We start from the raw sequence: 16,277 nt of genomic DNA, 5'->3' as shown, positions 1-16,277 counted from the left end.
ACGTGGGAGGTGAAGTCCAGTGCCAGACGCGCCAAGCGTCCATAGCGCCGCCATTCGCGGCTGGTGTCCGACGGCATGGCGCCCGATGCTGGCGGGCGACGGCCTGCTGGTGCGCGTCCGCCCTCCGCTCGGCCGCCTGACCGCCGCGCAGGACATGGCGCTCAGCGATGCCGCCCGCCGTCACGGCAACGGCCGGATCGATCTCACCAACCGCGCCGCGCTGCAAATCCGGGGCGTGACGGAGCAAAGCCACAAACCCCTGCTCGAACAGCTCATCGCCCTCGGCCTCACCGATCCCGACCCCATTCGCGAAGCGCGCCGCAATTTCATCCTGACGCCCGACTGGGAACCGTCCGACGACACGGCCCGCATCGCACAAGACCTTCTCGACCATATCGACGATTTCCCCGAACTTCCGCCGAAGATCGGCATCGCCATCGACACCGGCCCCGCGCCCAGCCTCACCTATGTCCCCGCCGATTTCCGCCTGGAGCGGAGCGTATCCGGCGGCTTGCTGCTCCGCGCCGAAGGCCACGCCCTCGGTGCCCCGACCAGCCCCGAAACGGCCGCGCAAGACCTGATCGCCATGACCCGCTGGTTCGTCGCAACCGGCGGCGCCAGTTCCGGCCGCATGGCCCGGCACAAGGCCCCCTTGCCCCTGACCCCGGAAGTGGCGCCGGCCCCTTCCCGCTCGCTCCCGCAGCTTCTGGCGCAAGCCCCCGGCCCCTTCCATGGCATTCCCTTCGGCCAACTCAGCGCCGACAGCCTCGCCGCCCTGGCCGGACAGCAAGGCCTCATCGCACTGCGCCTCACCCCCTGGCGCGGTCTGATCCTTGAAGGCGGCACCGCCAGCCACGATCACGCCCCCACGGACCCGCTGCTCCTCGTCGACGCCTGCCCCGGCGCGCCAGCCTGCCCGCAGGCGAGCGTCCCGACCCGCGAACTGGCAGCGCGCCTAGCCCCTCTCGTCGACGGATCGCTGCATATTTCCGGCTGCGCCAAGGGCTGCGCGCGACCCAGACCCGCCGACATCGTCCTTACCGGCCGCCACGGCCGCTTCGACCTCGCCCGCAAGGCCCGCGCCGGATCGCCTCCGGACAGGACGGACCTCACCCCCCGCCAGATTCTCGCTCTCTTCGGAAGCCCCTGATGCCCCATATCTACGAAACCGACGGCGCCGCCATCTACCGCGAGTCCTTCCGCACCATCCGCGCCGAAGCCGATCTCGCCCGCTTCTCCACAGAAGAGGAACGCATCGCCGTCCGCATGATCCACGCGGCGGGACTGGTCGCCCTCGCGCCGCATATCCGCTTTTCCCCAAGCTTCGCGCAGGCCGCCATCGCCGCGCTGGAGGCAGGCGCGCCGATCCTCTGCGACGCGCGCATGGTGTTCGAAGGCATCACCACAAAGCGCCTGCCCGCCGCCAATCCGATCCTCTGCACCCTGAACGATCCCCAGGTGCCCGCGCTGGCGGCGCGCATGTCCAACACCCGCTCCGCCGCCGCGCTCGAACTCTGGCGGCCTCATCTGGCAGGCGCGCTGGTCGCCATCGGCAACGCCCCGACGGCGCTGTTCCACCTGCTCAACATGCTGGAAGACCCCACCTGCCCGCGCCCCGCCGCGATCATCGGCTGCCCGGTCGGCTTCGTCGGCGCGGCGGAGTCCAAACAGGGGCTCTGGCAGAGCCAAGCCGTGCCCTGCTGCATCGTGGAGGGCCGCCTGGGCGGCAGCGCCATCACGGTCGCGGCGATCAATGCGATAGCGAGCCCGGCGGAATGACCAACGGCACCATCCACGGCGTAGGCCTCGGCCCCGGCGCGCAGGACCTGATGAGTGTCCGCGCCGACCGCCTGATCCGCGAAGCCCGCCACATCGCCTATTTCCGCAAGAGGGGAAAGTCCGGCCAGGCCCGCCGGATCGTGGAGGGCATGCTGCGCCCCGACATCATCGAATTCCCCATGGAATATCCGGTGACGACGGAAATCCCGCTGGCCGACCCGCGCTATAACGACCTGTTGTCGGCCTTCTACGCCGATTGCACCGCCCATCTGGACGGGCTTTCCGCCGGGGGCGAGGATGTCGTAGTGCTCTGCGAGGGCGATCCCTTCTTCTACGGCAGCTTCATGCACCTGCACAGCCGCCTGGCCGCGCCGGTCAGGATCGTCCCCGGCATCACCGGCATGTCCGGCGCCTGGACCGCCAGCGGCACGCCGATCAGTTGGGGCGACGATGTCATGACGGTGCTGATGGCCACCCTCCCCGAAGAGGAACTGGCCCGCCGCATCCACGACACCAATGCGCTGGTCGTGATGAAGATCGGCCGCAACCTGCCCAAGCTCCGCCGCGCCGTCGATGCGGCGGGCAAGCAGGACTGCGCCTGGCTGGTCGAATATGCGACCATGGCCGATCAGCGCATCACGCCTTTGGCCGAAGCGACCGACGTTACTGCCTATTTCTCGATCCTGCTCATCCACGGGCAGGGCCGCCGTCCATGACGGGCTGGGTCGCCATAGCAGGCCTGGGCCCCGGCGCGGAGGCGCTCATCACCCCGGAAGTGTCCGATGCGCTGGCGGAGGCGACCGACGTCATCGGCTATATCCCCTATGTCGCCCGCATCGCCCCACGGCCCGGCCTGATGCTCCACGCCACGGACAACCGCGTCGAGCTGGAGCGGGCAGCGCATGCCCTGACCCTCGCCGCCCAGGGGAAGCGAGTGGCCGTGATATCCTCCGGCGACCCCGGCGTCTTCGCCATGGCCTCCGCCCTGTTCGAAGCCCTCGAAGCAGGCCCGGAGGACTGGCGCGCCCTCGACATCCGCGTCCTGCCCGGCATCACCGCCATGCTCGCCGCCGCCGCGAAGGCAGGCGCGCCGCTTGGCCATGATTTCTGCGCCATCAACCTGTCGGACAATCTCAAGCCCTGGCCGCTGATCGAGCGCCGCCTGCGTCTGGCGGCGCAGGCCGATTTCGCCATGGCCTTCTACAATCCGCGCTCCCGGTCGCGCCCGGAGGGTTTCGGCCGCGCCCTGGACATATTGCGGGAAGAGTGCGGCGAGGACCGCCTCATCCTCTTCGCCCGCGCCGTCTCCACGCCGGAGGAGGATCTGCGCATCGTCCCACTGAGCCAGGCCACCCCCGACATGGCCGACATGCGCACCGTCGTCATCCTCGGTTCCAGCCGCACCCGCCTGATCGAGCGTCTCGGCCAGCCTATCCTCTATACCCCACGCTCCGCCGCATGACCCAGCCATTGCAGCACCCCGGCGACCTGATGCGTCACCTGCGCGGCGGGACAGGGCGGGCGGTCGATCATCACGACCGGCAATCCCAGCATCCGCGCCGCGACGATCTTGGCTTCCGCACCGCTGCCGCCCGCATTTTTCGAGACGATGCAGCCAATGCCGTGATCGCGCATCAACCGCATGTCCCCCTCCACGGAAAAAGGCCCCCGGTCGACCACCAGAGCATGACGCGGCAGTCCCGGCGCAACGGCCGGCTTATCGACAAAGCGCAACAGATAATGATGCTGCGGCTGCGCAGCGAAGGCGTCCACATGCATCCGCCCGAGCGCCAGCATGACATTGCGCGCAGGCCCCTCCAACGCGGCGACCGCTCCGGCGATGTCCGGCACATGCGTCCAGCGGTCTCCTTCCGCCGCAATCCAGGGCGGCCGGGTCAGCATGATATGCGCCACCCCAGCCTCTTGCGCGGCGGCCACGGCATGCTCGCTCATCGTCGCGGCGAAGGGATGGGTCGCGTCGACCAGATGCGTGACGCTTTCCTCCCGCAGATGGCGAACCAACCCCGCCACGCCGCCAAAGCCCCCGACCCGCACCGGCACCGGTTGCGCTCGCGGCCTGTCCGTCCGCCCGGCATAGCTCAACACAGCGCGCACGCGCCGCTCCGCCAACGCCACGGCGAGCGCGCTGGCTTCGGTCGTCCCGCCCAATATGAGGATATTGGAAATGCCCGAAGCTCCTGAAGGTCACTGGCTGACGATCGTCGGAATCGGGGAAGACGGCCTGCATGGCCTGTCGTCCGCCGCCCGCGCCGCGCTCGAGGACGCCGCGCTCGTAATGGGAGCTGCGCGCCATCTTGCGCTGCTGCCCGCCCTTAAGGCGGAAAGGCTGAGCTGGCCAGTCCCGTTCGAAGAGGGCGTGCGGATGCTGCTGTCCCGTCGCGGAAAGCCCACCGTCATGCTCGCCTCGGGCGATCCCTTCTGGTTCAGCGCGGGGACCAGCGTCACACGGCATCTGGAGCAGCGGGAATGGACGGCGCATCCCGCACCCTCCACCTTCGCCCTTGCCGCCGCCCGGCTCGGCTGGGCGATTCAGCATATAGAATGCCACGGCCTCCACGCCGCGCCGTTGACGCGGTTGCGCCCATGCCTCGTGCCGGGCCGCCGCGCCATCCTGCTACTGCGCGACGGCCCGGCGGTAGGCGAACTGGCCGCCTGGCTGACAGAGCAAGGCTTCGGCGCCTCAACCCTATATGTGCTGGAAGCGCTGGGCGGCTCGCGCGAACGCATCCGCCAGTGCACGGCGGAGACGCTGGACCTTACCGACATCGCCCATCCGGTCGCCGTCGGCCTGTCCGTGGCAGGAGAAGGCCGGACGCTCCCTCGCTCCAGCGGCATTCCGGACGACTGGTTCGATCATGACGGCCAGATCACCAAGCGCCCCGCCCGCGCCCTGACCCTGTCCGCGCTGGCTCCTCGCCCCGGCGAAACATTGTGGGACATAGGGGCGGGGTCCGGGTCGATTGCGATAGAATGGCTGCTCAGCCATCCGTCGACCGCCGCCATCGCCTTCGAAGCCGATCCCGAACGCGCAGAACGCGCCCGCGCCAACGCCCTGGCCCTGGGCGTGGACCGCCTGACCGTCATCGAAGGCAGAGCGCCGGATATTCTGGAAGGGCGCACCCGTCCCGATGCCATTTTCATTGGCGGCGGTCTCAGCCAGTCTTTGCTCGAAACCCTGTTCGCCCTTCCCGGCGGCCCGACCCGCCTCGTCGCCAACGCCGTCACGCTCGAATCCGAAGCGCTGCTCGCCCAATGGCATGCCCTCAAAGGCGGCGACCTCTTGCGCATCGAACTTGCGCAGGCGGCTCCCCTCGGCACCCGTCGCGGCTGGCACGCCGCCTATCCGCTGGTGCAGTGGAGCATCGCCCTATGATCGTCGCCGGTTTCGGCTTCCGCCAAAGCGCATCCCTCGCCTCGCTGGAATCCGCGTTGGAGAAGGCGGCCGGCACGACAATCGCCGTCGACGCGCTCGCCACCCTCGACCGCAAGGCGGACCAGCTCGCACCCTTGGCGCAAAAGCTCGCCCTCCCCCTCATCCCCATCCCGGCGGACCGGTTAATCGATCAACCCACACTGACCCAATCCTCCGCCAGCCTCGCCGCCCATGGCACGGGCAGCGTGGCCGAAGCCGCCGCCCTGGCCGCCTTGGCCTCTAACGCCCGCCTCTTGGCCCCCCGCTCCCTCTCGCCCGACCGCCTCGCAAGCTGCGCCCTAGCCGAAAGCCTCCTCCCATGACCGTCCATTTCATCGGCGCAGGCCCCGGCGCGCCCGACCTCATCACCCTGCGCGGCCGCGACCTGATCGCAAGCTGCCCCGTCTGCCTCTATGCCGGATCGCTCGTGCCCTCCGCCCTGCTCGATCATTGCCCGCCCGACGCGCGGATCGTGAACAGCGCGCCACTCACTCTGGACGAAATCATCGGCATCATGGCTGAGGCCGATGCAGCAGGGCAGGACATCGCCCGCCTCCATTCCGGCGACCTGTCGGTCTGGTCGGCCATGGGCGAGCAGCTCCGCCGCCTCAAGGCGCTCGGCATCCCCTATGACATAACGCCCGGCGTCCCCTCCTTCGCCGCGGCCGCCGCCGCCATCGGCGCGGAGCTGACTCTGCCCGAACTCGGCCAGTCCCTTGTCCTCACCCGCACGCCCGGCCGCGCCAGCGCCATGCCGCCAGGCGAAAGCCTGACCGCCTTCGGCGCGACCGGCGCCACGCTCGCCATCCATCTTTCGATCCACAATCTGGCGCAGGTGGTCAGCGACCTGACGCCGCTCTATGGCGCGGAATGCCCCGCAGCCATTATCTGGCGCGCAAGCTGGCCGGACCAGCGCATCGTCCGCGCCAAGCTCCACACCATCGCGGATGCCGCCGCCGACGGCCCCGAACGCACCGCCATCATCCTGGTCGGCCCGGTCCTGAGCAGTCAGGATTTCGCGGAAAGCAGCCTCTACGCGCCCGGCTATGACCGCCGGTTCCGCCCGTCCAGCGCCGATTCCGTCTTCATCAACAAGCCATGACGCCCGGCCTGCTCATCGCTGCCCCCCGGTCCGGATCGGGCAAGACCACCGTCACGCTCGGCCTGCTGCGCGCCTTCACCCGCATGGGGCTCAGGGTCCAGCCGTTCAAATCCGGCCCCGACTATATCGACCCCGCCTTCCAGCAGGCAGCCAGCCGCCGCCCGTCCTTCAACCTCGATAGCTGGGCCATGCCACCAGCGCGGATCGCCGCCATCGCCGGGCAAGCAGACGCCGACATTATCCTGACGGAAGGCGTGATGGGCCTGTTCGACGGCGCGCCCACGAGCGGCGAAGCGGGCACCGGCTCCAGCGCCGACATCGCCGCGCTGTTCGGCTGGCCGGTCGTCCTAGTGATGGACGTGTCGGGCCAGAGCCAGTCCGCCGCCGCCATCGCCAGCGGTTTCCGCACATTGCGTTCCGACGTCGCCATGGCGGGCGTGATCCTGAACCATGTCGCCAGCGAGCGCCATGAACGGCTGATCCGCGCCGCCATGGCGCAAGCAGGCATATCCGTCCTGGGCGCCATCCCGCGCTCTGCCGAGCTGGGCTTGCCGGAACGGCATCTGGGGCTGGTCCAGGCCGCCGAACAAGCCGATCTCGACCAGACGATAGAACGCATGGCCGACATCATTGCCGCACATGTGGACCTCACCGCGATCCGCGAAGCTGCCCGCCCGGCCGCGCCACAAGACCATCGCCCGGTTCCACCCGTCCCCCCGCCGGGCCAGCGCATCGCCATCGCCCAGGATCATGCCTTTTCCTTCACCTACGCGCATCTTCTCTCGGACTGGCGCGGCGCAGGCGCGGAAATCCTGCCCTTCTCGCCGCTGGCCGATGAAGCCCCCGCCGCCGATGCCGACGCCGTCTGGCTGTCTGGCGGCTATCCCGAACTGCACGCGGCGCGCATCGCCCATGCGGGACATTTCCTGTCGGGCCTGCGCCGCCATGCACAGAACCGCCCCGTCCATGGCGAATGCGGCGGCTATATGGTGCTGGGGCAAGCCCTGATCGACGCGCAGAGCCAGGCGCACGCCATGGCTGGCCTGCTGGGCCTCGTCACCAGCTTTGCGGAGCGCCGCCTGCATCTTGGTTACCGCCGGGCGCACCTGCTGGCACCCATGGGCGGCATGCCCGCCGGCACCCCGCTGAACGGTCATGAATTCCACTATTCCACCATCATCGAGCAGCCCGACAGCCCGCTCGCCCGCGTCACCGATGCGGAGGGCAACCCCGTCGCCTCCACCGGATCGCATCGCGGCCCCGTCACCGGCAGCTTCTTCCACCTCATCGCCCCCGCATCGGAAGCCTCCGCATGATCACCCTCAACCTCATCGGCATCGGCACGGGCAATCCCGACCATCTGACCTTCGCGGCGGTGAAGGCGATGAACGCCGCCGACCTGATCCTGCTGCCCCGCAAGGGCGGGGAGAAATCGGACCTTATCGACCTGCGCCGCGCCATCTGCGCGCAACTGCTGACCAACCCCGTCCAGATCGCGGAATTCGACATGCCCCAGCGTGCGGGCCAGCATGATTATGTCGGCGCCGTCCTCGATTGGCATGACGCCATCGCAACGCTCTGGACGGAACAGATCGCCCGGCATCTTCCCAATGGCGGCACGCTGGCGCTGCTGGTCTGGGGCGATCCGTCGCTCTACGACAGCAGCCTGCGCATCGCCGGACGTCTGCCCGACACGCAGGTCCAGGTCATCCCCGGAATCACCAGCGTCCAGGCGCTGACCGCCGCCCACGGCATCTGCCTCAACGATCTGGCCGAACCCGTGCTGATCACCACGGGCAGACGGCTGCGCGAGCAGGGCTGGCCGGACGGCGCGGACAGCATCGTCGTCATGCTGGACGGCGATTGCGCCTTCCAGACCCTGCCTACTGATGGCATCGACATATGGTGGGGCGCCTATCTCGCCATGCCGCAAGAGGCGCTAATGCATGGCCCACTGGCCACGGCCGGTCCGGAAATCATCCAAAGCCGCGCCACGCTCCGCAAGGAGCATGGCTGGATCATGGACATCTACCTTCTGCGCAGACGCGGCCGGGGCGAACAGCCCTGAAGCCGTCAGGCGACGTTGGGCATCAATTCGATGATAGGCCTGCTGGCCACCTGCCGCATGCCGTCGACCGCCATTTCGGCCCGGCGGCGGAATTCGGCGGCCATGGCCTGATGCATCATTCGTGCCGAGGCGTCGGCGGTCGTCGCCGCCAACTGATCATGCATTCTTGCCCGGTCAAGACACTCTTCTGGAGTAAGAGCATTCGTCATGAATCGAACTCCTGCCTGTCGCGGGGCTCATCCTCTCCATCGCTTTGTCAGAGCGACAGACAGAGTCCGCCCACGAAAAACCGGCGGACAACTTAGCCGTTCCCATCGTGGATTGAAAACGGAATCTTGCGCGCCTCCGACGCCGGCCTTTCCTCCGCACCGGTTCAGCGCAACCACCCCGCATTGGGCTGCGCGCTGTGGCTCTTGAGCTCCTTGCGCGTCTCGGAGTCGACCTCCTTCAACAGCACTTCATAACCCCACAGATTCGCCAGATTTTGCAATACCATGGCGGCATCGCCCGCATCCAGTTGCACACCGTCCAGCACGGCATGCTCCACGATCAGCTTGCGGTCGCCGGCCAGGTCGACGTCGACCACCTGGATGTCCGGTTCCTGCCGCCCGATCTCATATTCCCGCGCCAGGGAGCGGCGAATCCGCCGATAACCGCGCTCGTCATGAATGGCGTCGACCCGCAATTCCGACTCACCCTGCTTGTCGAGTATCTTGAACAAGCGCCATTGCCGGATCAGATGGGGGCTCAAGAACTGCGAAACGAAGCTCTCGTCCCGATAATTGGCCCAGATGTCCTTCAGCACCTCTATCGCATCGCCCGATCCGGCGATCTCCGGGAACCATTCCCGGTCCTCCTCTGTCGGTTCGCGGCAGATGCGTTCAATGTCCGACATGATGCCGAACCCCAGAGCATAGGGGTTGAATCCGCCAAAATGTCCTGAATCATAAGTGGGTTGATAGACGACATTGGTATGGGATGACAGGAATTCCATGAACGAACCGTCGGTGATCCAGCCCCGTTCATGCAGCGTCGTCATGATGCGGTAATGGGTATAGGTGGCGCACCCTTCATTCATCGCCTTGGTCTGGCGCTGCGGGTAGAAATATTGCGCGATCAGCCGCACGATCCGCAATATTTCCCGCTGCCAGCTTTCCAGCCGCGGCCCGGTTTTCTCCAGAAAATAGAGGATATTCTCCTGCGGCAGCCCAAGCGCCGCCCGCCTTGCATCGCTGGGGATCGCGTCCGCCTTCGCGCCAGTGGGCACCGTGCGCCACAGATCGTCATAGATGCGGTCGCGATAGGCTTGACGCTCCGCTTCCCGCGCCGCCTCCGCCTTCAAATCCCTCGGCCGGATGCGCGGATAGCGATGCACGCCCTGGTTCATCAGCGCATGGGCGGCATCCAGCACCCGCTCGACCGGCAACTGGCCATAGCGCTCCTCGCATTGCGCGATATAGCGCTTGGCGAACTCCAGATAGTCGAGAATCCCTTCAGCGTCCGTCCATTGCTTGAAGACATAATTATTCTTGAAGAAATGATTATGCCCGAAGGCGGCATGCGCGATGACCAAAGTCTGCATCGTCGCGCTGTTTTCCTGCATCAGATAGTTGATGCAGGGATCGCTGTTGATGACTAATTCATAGGCCAGGCCGCGCAGCCCCTTGCGGTACATCATCTCATTGGTCACGAACTGCTTTCCGAAGGACCAATGCTTGTAGAAAAGCGGCATGCCGATGGACGAATAAGCGTCCAGCATCTGCTCCGCGCTGATGATCTCTATCTGGTTGGGATAGATGTCCAGCTTCATTTCCTGAAGCGCGATCGGTTCGATCGTGTCGTGGATGCGGTTGATGAGGGAAAAATCCCAATCGCTCCCCGTGAACAGCGGGGCCGGTGCGAGAGCGACCGTCATGCCAACTCCATCATCATGAACTCCGCTCCGCCACGCCCTTGCGCTGGAACAACTCGCGGAAAACGGGGTAGATTTCGCGCCTGTGATGCACCTTGCGCATCACGAAATTGCGGTTGGCCTCGCTTACCGGGGCATAAGCCTGCCACAGCCCGGTCGCCGTCCCGATCGCCTCTATGTCGGCAAATTCCTCGCGCCCGACTTCCAGATAGGCGAAATATTGGCTGAACGGCAGGATTTCCTGCTGCATCAGGCTGACCACCCGGCCATTGTCGGATTGCATGGTGTCGCCGTCGGACGCCTGCGCCACATAGATGTTCCAGTCGTCGGGTCGGAAACGTTCCTGCACCACCTCTATCAACTTCTCCAGCGCGCTCGACACCAAAGTGCCGCCCGTGACCGTGCTGTAGAAGAAGGTCTGCTCATCCACCTCCGCCGCCCGGTCGGTATGGTGGATGAACACCACCTCGACATGCTCGTAGCAGCGCGTCAGGAACAAGTGCAACAACGCGAAGAAACGCTTCGCCAAATCCTTCATATGCTCTGTCATGGAGCCGGAAACGTCCATGAGGCAGAACATCACCGCCTGCGCAACGGGCTTCGGTACCGTTTCGAACCGGCGGTAACGCAGGTCGACGGGATCGATATAGGCGATGAGGTTGCGCCGCCGGATGATGGTCGAGCGTTCCTCGCGCAACGCCTCCAGCCGCACGGCATCGTCGGGCAAGGCAGGATCGCGCCCCTCGATCAGCGCGATCTCCTCCTCGATCCGGGCAAGGTCGGCGCCCTTGGGACGACGCAGCGCCAGCCGCCGCGACATCGCCTTCTGCATGGTGCGCGGCACGGAGAGGTTGGATGGGTTGCCCGCGGTTGAATAGCCCGCCCGCCGGATGCCGTCGACCGCACCGCCGATCAGCCGCCGCTTGGCGAGGTCCGGCAGTTCCAGATCGTCCAGGAACAGATCCAGAAACTCTTCCCGGCTGAGCGCGAACTGGAAATCGTCATTCCCCTCGCCCTGCCCGGCCTTCGACCCCGCGCCCGCGCCGCCATCGGGCCGCTTGATCCGGTCGCCTTCCATATAGTCGTGATTGCCGGGAAAGACGCGTTCCCGATTGCCGCCCTGCGCGGCGCGGTGCAGCGTCGGTTCGTGGATGACGTCGCGCTGGATGGAAATCTGGCCTTCCTTGTCCAGATCCTTGATGCTGCGGTCCTTCAGGCTGTCGCGCACCGCTTGCTGCACATAGGCCCTTGCCCTCCGCAGGAAGCGCTGCCTGTTGACCAGGCTCTTGCCTCCTGGATTCAGCCGTCTGTCGACTATGTGCATGGTGCCCTATAGGCCCTCCATCAATCGGCCTGCCGTCATCCAGCCTGCTTGACCCGGATATACCATTCGACAAGCCGCCGGACCTGGCGCTCAGTATAGCCCCTTTCGATCATCCGCGCGACGAATTCGTCGTGCTTGCTCGCGGTGTCGCCGTCCTTCTTCGATCCGAAGCTGATGACCGGCAGCAGATCCTCGACCTGGCTGAACATCCGCTTCTCGATGACATCGCGGATTTTCTCGTAGCTGGTCCATGACGGGTTGCGCCCGTCATTGTTCGCCCGCATGCGCAACGCGAATTTCACGACCTCATTCCGGAAATCCTTGGGATTGGCGATGCCGGCCGGCTTTTCGGTCTTGGACAGTTCCTGATTGATGACCTCCCGGTCCAGCAACTGCCCGGTATCCGGGTCCTTGAAATCCAGATCCTCGATCCACGCATCGGCATAGGCGACATAGCGGTCGAACAGATTTTGGCCGTAATCATGGTATGATTCCAGATAGGCCTTCTGAATCTCATTGCCGATGAACTCGGCATAGCGCGGCGCCAGCTCGCCCTTGATGAACTCCAGATAGCGTGCTTCGACCTCGGCCGGGAACTGCTCCTGCCGCACCATGCCTTCCAGCACATACATCAGGTGGACCGGATCGGCTCCAATCTCGATAGTGTCATGGTTGAAGGTGGCCGACAGCGCCTTGAAAGCGAAGCGGGTGGAAATGCCCGACATGCCTTCATCCACGCCCGCGGAATCCCGATATTCCTGAAGGCTCTTGGCCCTGGGATCGATCTCCCGCAGCATCTCGCCGTCATAGACGCGCATCTTGGAATAGAGATTGCTGTTCTCATGCTCCCGCAGCCGTGTCAGCACGGAAAAGCGCGCCAGCATGTCCAAAGTCCCCGGCGCGCAGGGCGCCTTGCTGAGATCGGATTCCCTCAGCAACTTCTCATAAACATGCCGTTCTTCGGTGGCCTGCAAACTATAGGGCACCTTGATGACGTAGATGCGGTCGATGAACGCTTCATTATTCTTGTTGTTCTTGAAATTCGCCCATTCCGATTCATTGCTGTGGGCCATGATGATCCCGGTGTAGGGAATGGCGCCGATATTCTCCGTGCCGATATAATTGCCCTCCTGCGTCGCGGTCAGCAACGGGTGGAGCATCTTGATCGGCGCCTTGAACATCTCGACAAATTCCAGCATGCCCTGATTGGCCCGGTTGAGGCCGCCGGAATAGCTGTAGGCATCGGGATCATTTTGCGAGAGCATCTCCAGCTTGCGGATGTCGACCTTGCCGACCAGCGAGCTGATGTCCTGATTATTCTCGTCACCCGGCTCGGTCTTGGCGATCGCCACCTGCCGCATGCGCGAGGGCATCATGCGCACGACCTTGAACTGGGAGAGGTCGCCGCCGAACTCGTCCAGCCGCTTGCGGCACCAGGGGCTGATCATGCCGGTCAGCCGCCGCCGGGGAATGGCGTAATTTTCCTCGATGAAGTCGCCATGCTGATCGGCATCGAACAGCGCGAGCGGGCTTTCGAAGATCGGGCTGACCTCGTCCCCCGCCTTCAGCACATAGATGGGATGCGCCTCCATCAGCGCCTTCAGCCGCTCCGCCAGCGACGATTTGCCGCCGCCGACCGGACCCAGCAGGTAGAGTATCTGCTTGCGCTCCTCCAATCCCTGACTGGCATGGCGCAGGAAGCTGACGATATGCTCGATCGTCCCTTCCATGCCGTAGAAATTGGTGAAGCTCTTGTAGCGCCGGATCGTCCGGTTCATGAAGATCCGGCCCAGCCGCTGATCGCGCGAGGTGTCGATGATCTCCGGCTCACCGATCGCCGCCAGCAATCGCTCCGGCGCTGATGCATGCATCAATGGATCGTTGCGACATCCCAGCAGATAATCTTCGATGGACATTTCGGCCTGACGCCGATCATCGAACTTCCGCGTAAAGCTGGAAAACAGCTCATTCTTTGTCACTGGCGACTCCCGCTAAAGTAGCCGTGTTATGCAGTATAGACCCATATGGTCTGTAAAAACAGCGTAATACAACCGTGGCAGATGAAAAACTTTTAATCTTTCCAAAAGTTAATCCGCCAAGTTCTTCGCAAAAGAACGCACGATGCTTATCCGGCGACGCAAGAGCATTTCCGGTATTCGCACAAGGGTCTTCTAAGGCTGGCATCACCATTGCCACGCCGTCGCCTTGCGGCATCTTCAAATCGGCGCGACGTGCCCCCGCCGCGATCGAATGCATAGTGTCACCTGAGGCCGTCAGAGGGAAGAGGGTAAAGAGATAATCTCTCCAAAGCGGCGATGGTTCCATTGCGCCCCGTGCTCCTGCGTAGGCAGGAGCCCAGTTCAAACGGCGGAACTAGGCTCCTGCACGAGGCGCTTCAAACACAATAATGCTCGCCTTCTGAATCGATTCTTCAGGCCTTCATATCGATCGTAGCCACCAGCCCCCCATCCGGCGCATTCGCCAACCGCACAGAAGCCTCAAAACTCAGCGCCAGCGACCGCGCGATGGTCAGACCGATGCCCGTCCCCGGCCGTCCGCCCGGCTGCCCGGCCGCCCCCCGCGTGAAAGGCTCAAACATCTGATCCAGTTGGTCCGGCGCGATTCCCGGCCCATGATCGCGCACCTCGATCAGCACGCGTCCCCCCTGCCGCGCGCAACTGACGTCCGCGCTGCCGCCATATTTGACCGCGTTGCTCACCAGATTGCTGATGCAGCGCGTCAACGCATTGGGCTTGACCCGCACGGTCCCGCCGCAGCCCGCCAGGAAACGCACCGGCGATCCCAGATCCTGCGCGTCCTCCGCCATGCTGATGAGCAGCGAATCGATGTCGATCATCGACCAATCCTCCTGCGCTTCGGTGCTGGCCGCCAGGTCCAGCCCCTCGCGCACCAGCGTCATCATCGCCTGATGATCCTGTAGCAGCCGCGCCCGCAATTCCTCATTCTCCACCAGTTCCAGCCTCAGACGCAGGCGGGTGAGTGGCGTCTGGAGATCGTGGCTGATCGCGGCCAGCAACTGCGTCCGCTCGGCAAAGCCCGCCCGCACCCGGCGCTGCATCAGGTTGAAGGTCGAGAGCGCCGCCCGCACCTCTTCCGGCCCGCGCTCAGGAATTTCCTCCGGGTCGATCGATACCGAGAAAGCCTCGGCCGCCCGCTCCAGCCGGCGCAGCGGCTTGGCGACGAAACGCGCCACGACGATCGCCAGACCTGCCGAAGACAGCAGGATCAGCAGCAGATAGACCGGCTTGGCGAGATTGCTGGGCGGTTTGACCAGGCGCGGCAGATAGAGCGCGAGCGACCGCCGTTCGCCCGTGCTGTCGGTAAAGCGGACGACCCAGCAATCGGGCCGCGGCGCGCCGATCAGTCCAGCCGCACGGTTGTTCGGATCGGCCTTGCTCGCGGGGAAGCAGAGCCCGACGGGCACCTGCCCCGCCTCCGGGCTGGAGTGCGGCCCGAACCGCGCCTCCAGCGCATGCGCCAGCGCGGGGTCCGGATCGGTCAGGGCGATTCCGCTCGGCGCCGTCCTGGCGCCCATGATCTGCTGGTCCTTGAGCATCGCCTCGATCCGCACCGGGTCATGGCTGAGGCGCTGCGCGATGTCGACGGCGCTCGCCACCACTCGCTGCAGGCGCCAACGTTCGAAATCGAGATGCCGGGCCTGTTCAGCGACCAATAGCGCCAACACGGCGGCGATCGTCATGCCGACCGTCAGCAGCAGGAAAATCTGCCCCACCAGCGACCGGAAGAAATTGCGCGCGCGCGCCACGACCGACACCATCATTCGTAATTCACCGTGCTGGCCAGCACATAGCCTTCGCCGCGCACCGTCAGGATCAGGCCGCCGCCGCCGGGCCCATCGCCTGAATCCCCGGCCAGCTTCTGCCGCAAGCGGCTGACCTGGAGATCGATCGACCGGTCGAACGCCGCCGTCGCCCGCCGTTCCGGCACCAGCGCCTCACGCGACAGGACGACATTGGGCTCCTCTATAAAGCGCGAAAGCAGGCGGAACTCGGCGGAAGACAGCATGATCAGCCGGTCGTCGCTGGCGATCAGGCGGCGCTGGAACAGGTCCAGCCGCCAGGGTCCGAAACGCGCGATCCGCGCCGTCTTCTGCCGCGCCGGTTCCTCGTTCCGGGACCGCCGCAACAGGTTGCGGACCCGCACCAGCAGCTCGCGAGGCTCGAACGGCTTGGTCAGATAATCGTCCGCGCCCAGCTCCAGCCCCAGCACCCGGTCGATGGCGCTGCCCCGCGCCGTCACCATGATGATCTGAACGCCGTTGCCCTGCGCCCGCAATTCCCGGCACAGCGACAGGCCGTCGCCGTCGGGCAGGTTGAGGTCGAGCACGATCAGGTCGACTGGCCGCGCCGCCGTCAGCGCCTGCAATTCGCCCAGGCTGCCCGCCGCCAGCACCTCATAATGCTCCTGCGCGAGCTGGCCGACGATCAGATCCCGTATATCCTCATCATCATCGACGACAATCACGCGGGGCGGACGGGACAGATCGGGCATGATCGCCTTCTAACCGCATTTTCGCGCCGCGTCTGCGCCCGCCGCCAGCGCCGATACATAAAGATACAATGTGCTACAGTTTGAACCATCGGGACAAACAGTCGCGCTACCATGGTACGGGCCAAG

The 16,277-nt window shown here is 65.3% G+C and carries 17 protein-coding genes; 9 read left to right on the top strand and 8 right to left on the bottom strand.

Annotation, left to right across the window (positions count from 1 at the left end; genetic code table 11):
• Positions 1-85 precede the first annotated feature (85 nt).
• From HUK72_RS16785 to cobJ, 4 genes are read left to right on the top strand one after another with little or no spacing between them, the layout of a single operon-like run.
• Positions 86-1,150, top strand: coding sequence for a cobalamin biosynthesis protein CobG (locus tag HUK72_RS16785; RefSeq protein WP_176598842.1), 1,065 nt, complete (start codon positions 86-88; stop codon positions 1,148-1,150).
• On the top strand, positions 1,150-1,779 hold the full coding sequence (locus HUK72_RS16780) for a precorrin-8X methylmutase (RefSeq protein ID WP_176597964.1): 630 nt from the start codon (positions 1,150-1,152) through the stop codon (positions 1,777-1,779). Before HUK72_RS16785 ends, HUK72_RS16780 begins: the two co-directional genes overlap by 1 nt.
• Entirely contained in the window at positions 1,776-2,495 is a 720-nt protein-coding gene (gene cobI / locus HUK72_RS16775) for a precorrin-2 C(20)-methyltransferase (protein ID WP_176597963.1), read from the top strand. The genes HUK72_RS16780 and cobI overlap by 4 nt, the downstream gene beginning before the upstream one ends.
• On the top strand, positions 2,492-3,241 hold the full coding sequence (gene cobJ / locus HUK72_RS16770) for a precorrin-3B C(17)-methyltransferase (protein ID WP_176597962.1): 750 nt from the start codon (positions 2,492-2,494) through the stop codon (positions 3,239-3,241). Before cobI ends, cobJ begins: the two co-directional genes overlap by 4 nt.
• Here the strand turns inward: cobJ and HUK72_RS16765 are convergent.
• Positions 3,217-3,966, bottom strand: a complete 750-nt coding sequence (locus HUK72_RS16765; RefSeq protein ID WP_176598841.1) for a cobalt-precorrin-6A reductase — start codon at positions 3,964-3,966, stop codon at positions 3,217-3,219. The genes cobJ and HUK72_RS16765 overlap by 25 nt on opposite strands.
• On the opposite strand from HUK72_RS16765, the gene cbiE reads away from it, so the two are divergent.
• From cbiE to cobF, 5 genes are read left to right on the top strand one after another with little or no spacing between them, the layout of a single operon-like run.
• Positions 3,965-5,173 (top strand): precorrin-6y C5,15-methyltransferase (decarboxylating) subunit CbiE, encoded by a 1,209-nt coding sequence (gene cbiE / locus HUK72_RS16760; RefSeq protein ID WP_176597961.1) that lies wholly within the window; start codon positions 3,965-3,967, stop codon positions 5,171-5,173. The two genes, HUK72_RS16765 and cbiE, sit on opposite strands and share 2 nt — an antisense overlap.
• A complete protein-coding gene (locus tag HUK72_RS16755; protein WP_176597960.1) occupies positions 5,170-5,535 on the top strand; it encodes a cobalamin biosynthesis protein in 366 nt (121 codons plus the stop codon). Before cbiE ends, HUK72_RS16755 begins: the two co-directional genes overlap by 4 nt.
• Positions 5,532-6,314, top strand: a complete 783-nt coding sequence (cobM, locus tag HUK72_RS16750) for a precorrin-4 C(11)-methyltransferase (protein ID WP_176597959.1) — start codon at positions 5,532-5,534, stop codon at positions 6,312-6,314. Before HUK72_RS16755 ends, cobM begins: the two co-directional genes overlap by 4 nt.
• Positions 6,311-7,630 carry a cobyrinate a,c-diamide synthase gene (locus HUK72_RS16745; RefSeq protein ID WP_176597958.1) on the top strand — a complete coding sequence of 440 codons (1,320 nt, stop codon included), beginning with the start codon at positions 6,311-6,313 and terminating at the stop codon, positions 7,628-7,630. The genes cobM and HUK72_RS16745 overlap by 4 nt, the downstream gene beginning before the upstream one ends.
• Positions 7,627-8,382 (top strand): precorrin-6A synthase (deacetylating), encoded by a 756-nt coding sequence (cobF, locus tag HUK72_RS16740; RefSeq protein WP_176597957.1) that lies wholly within the window; start codon positions 7,627-7,629, stop codon positions 8,380-8,382. The genes HUK72_RS16745 and cobF overlap by 4 nt, the downstream gene beginning before the upstream one ends.
• A gap of 5 nt (positions 8,383-8,387) precedes the next feature.
• On the opposite strand, the gene HUK72_RS16735 is transcribed toward cobF, so the two are convergent.
• From HUK72_RS16735 to HUK72_RS16705, 7 genes are all read right to left on the bottom strand, one after another.
• A complete protein-coding gene (locus HUK72_RS16735; protein WP_176597956.1) occupies positions 8,388-8,591 on the bottom strand; it encodes a hypothetical protein in 204 nt (67 codons plus the stop codon).
• Positions 8,592-8,755: 164 nt separating this feature from the next.
• The gene (locus HUK72_RS16730; protein WP_176597955.1) at positions 8,756-10,297 is read right to left on the bottom strand and encodes a SpoVR family protein; all 1,542 of its coding nucleotides are present in this window, start codon (positions 10,295-10,297) and stop codon (positions 8,756-8,758) included.
• Between the two features lie 13 nt (positions 10,298-10,310).
• Entirely contained in the window at positions 10,311-11,618 is a 1,308-nt protein-coding gene (locus HUK72_RS16725) for a YeaH/YhbH family protein (protein WP_176597954.1), read from the bottom strand.
• A 35-nt stretch (positions 11,619-11,653) separates the two neighbouring features.
• On the bottom strand, positions 11,654-13,597 hold the full coding sequence (locus tag HUK72_RS16720) for a PrkA family serine protein kinase (RefSeq protein WP_176597953.1): 1,944 nt from the start codon (positions 13,595-13,597) through the stop codon (positions 11,654-11,656).
• Entirely contained in the window at positions 13,584-13,874 is a 291-nt protein-coding gene (locus HUK72_RS16715; protein ID WP_176597952.1) for a hypothetical protein, read from the bottom strand. Before HUK72_RS16715 ends, HUK72_RS16720 begins: the two co-directional genes overlap by 14 nt.
• 175 nt (positions 13,875-14,049) lie before the next feature.
• Complete coding sequence (locus HUK72_RS16710) at positions 14,050-15,420, bottom strand: ATP-binding protein (protein WP_176597951.1); 1,371 nt, start codon at positions 15,418-15,420, stop codon at positions 14,050-14,052.
• Entirely contained in the window at positions 15,417-16,151 is a 735-nt protein-coding gene (locus HUK72_RS16705; protein ID WP_176597950.1) for a response regulator, read from the bottom strand. The genes HUK72_RS16710 and HUK72_RS16705 overlap by 4 nt, the downstream gene beginning before the upstream one ends.
• Between the last annotated feature and the right edge of the window lie 126 nt (positions 16,152-16,277).

Origin of the sequence: Sphingobium sp. 15-1, assembly GCF_013375535.1 — a bacterium.
Taxonomy (GTDB): Bacteria; Pseudomonadota; Alphaproteobacteria; order Sphingomonadales; family Sphingomonadaceae; genus Sphingobium; species Sphingobium aromaticivastans.
The sequence above is the reverse complement of the archived record's forward strand: the minus strand, read 5'-3'. Positions and strand labels throughout refer to the sequence as shown.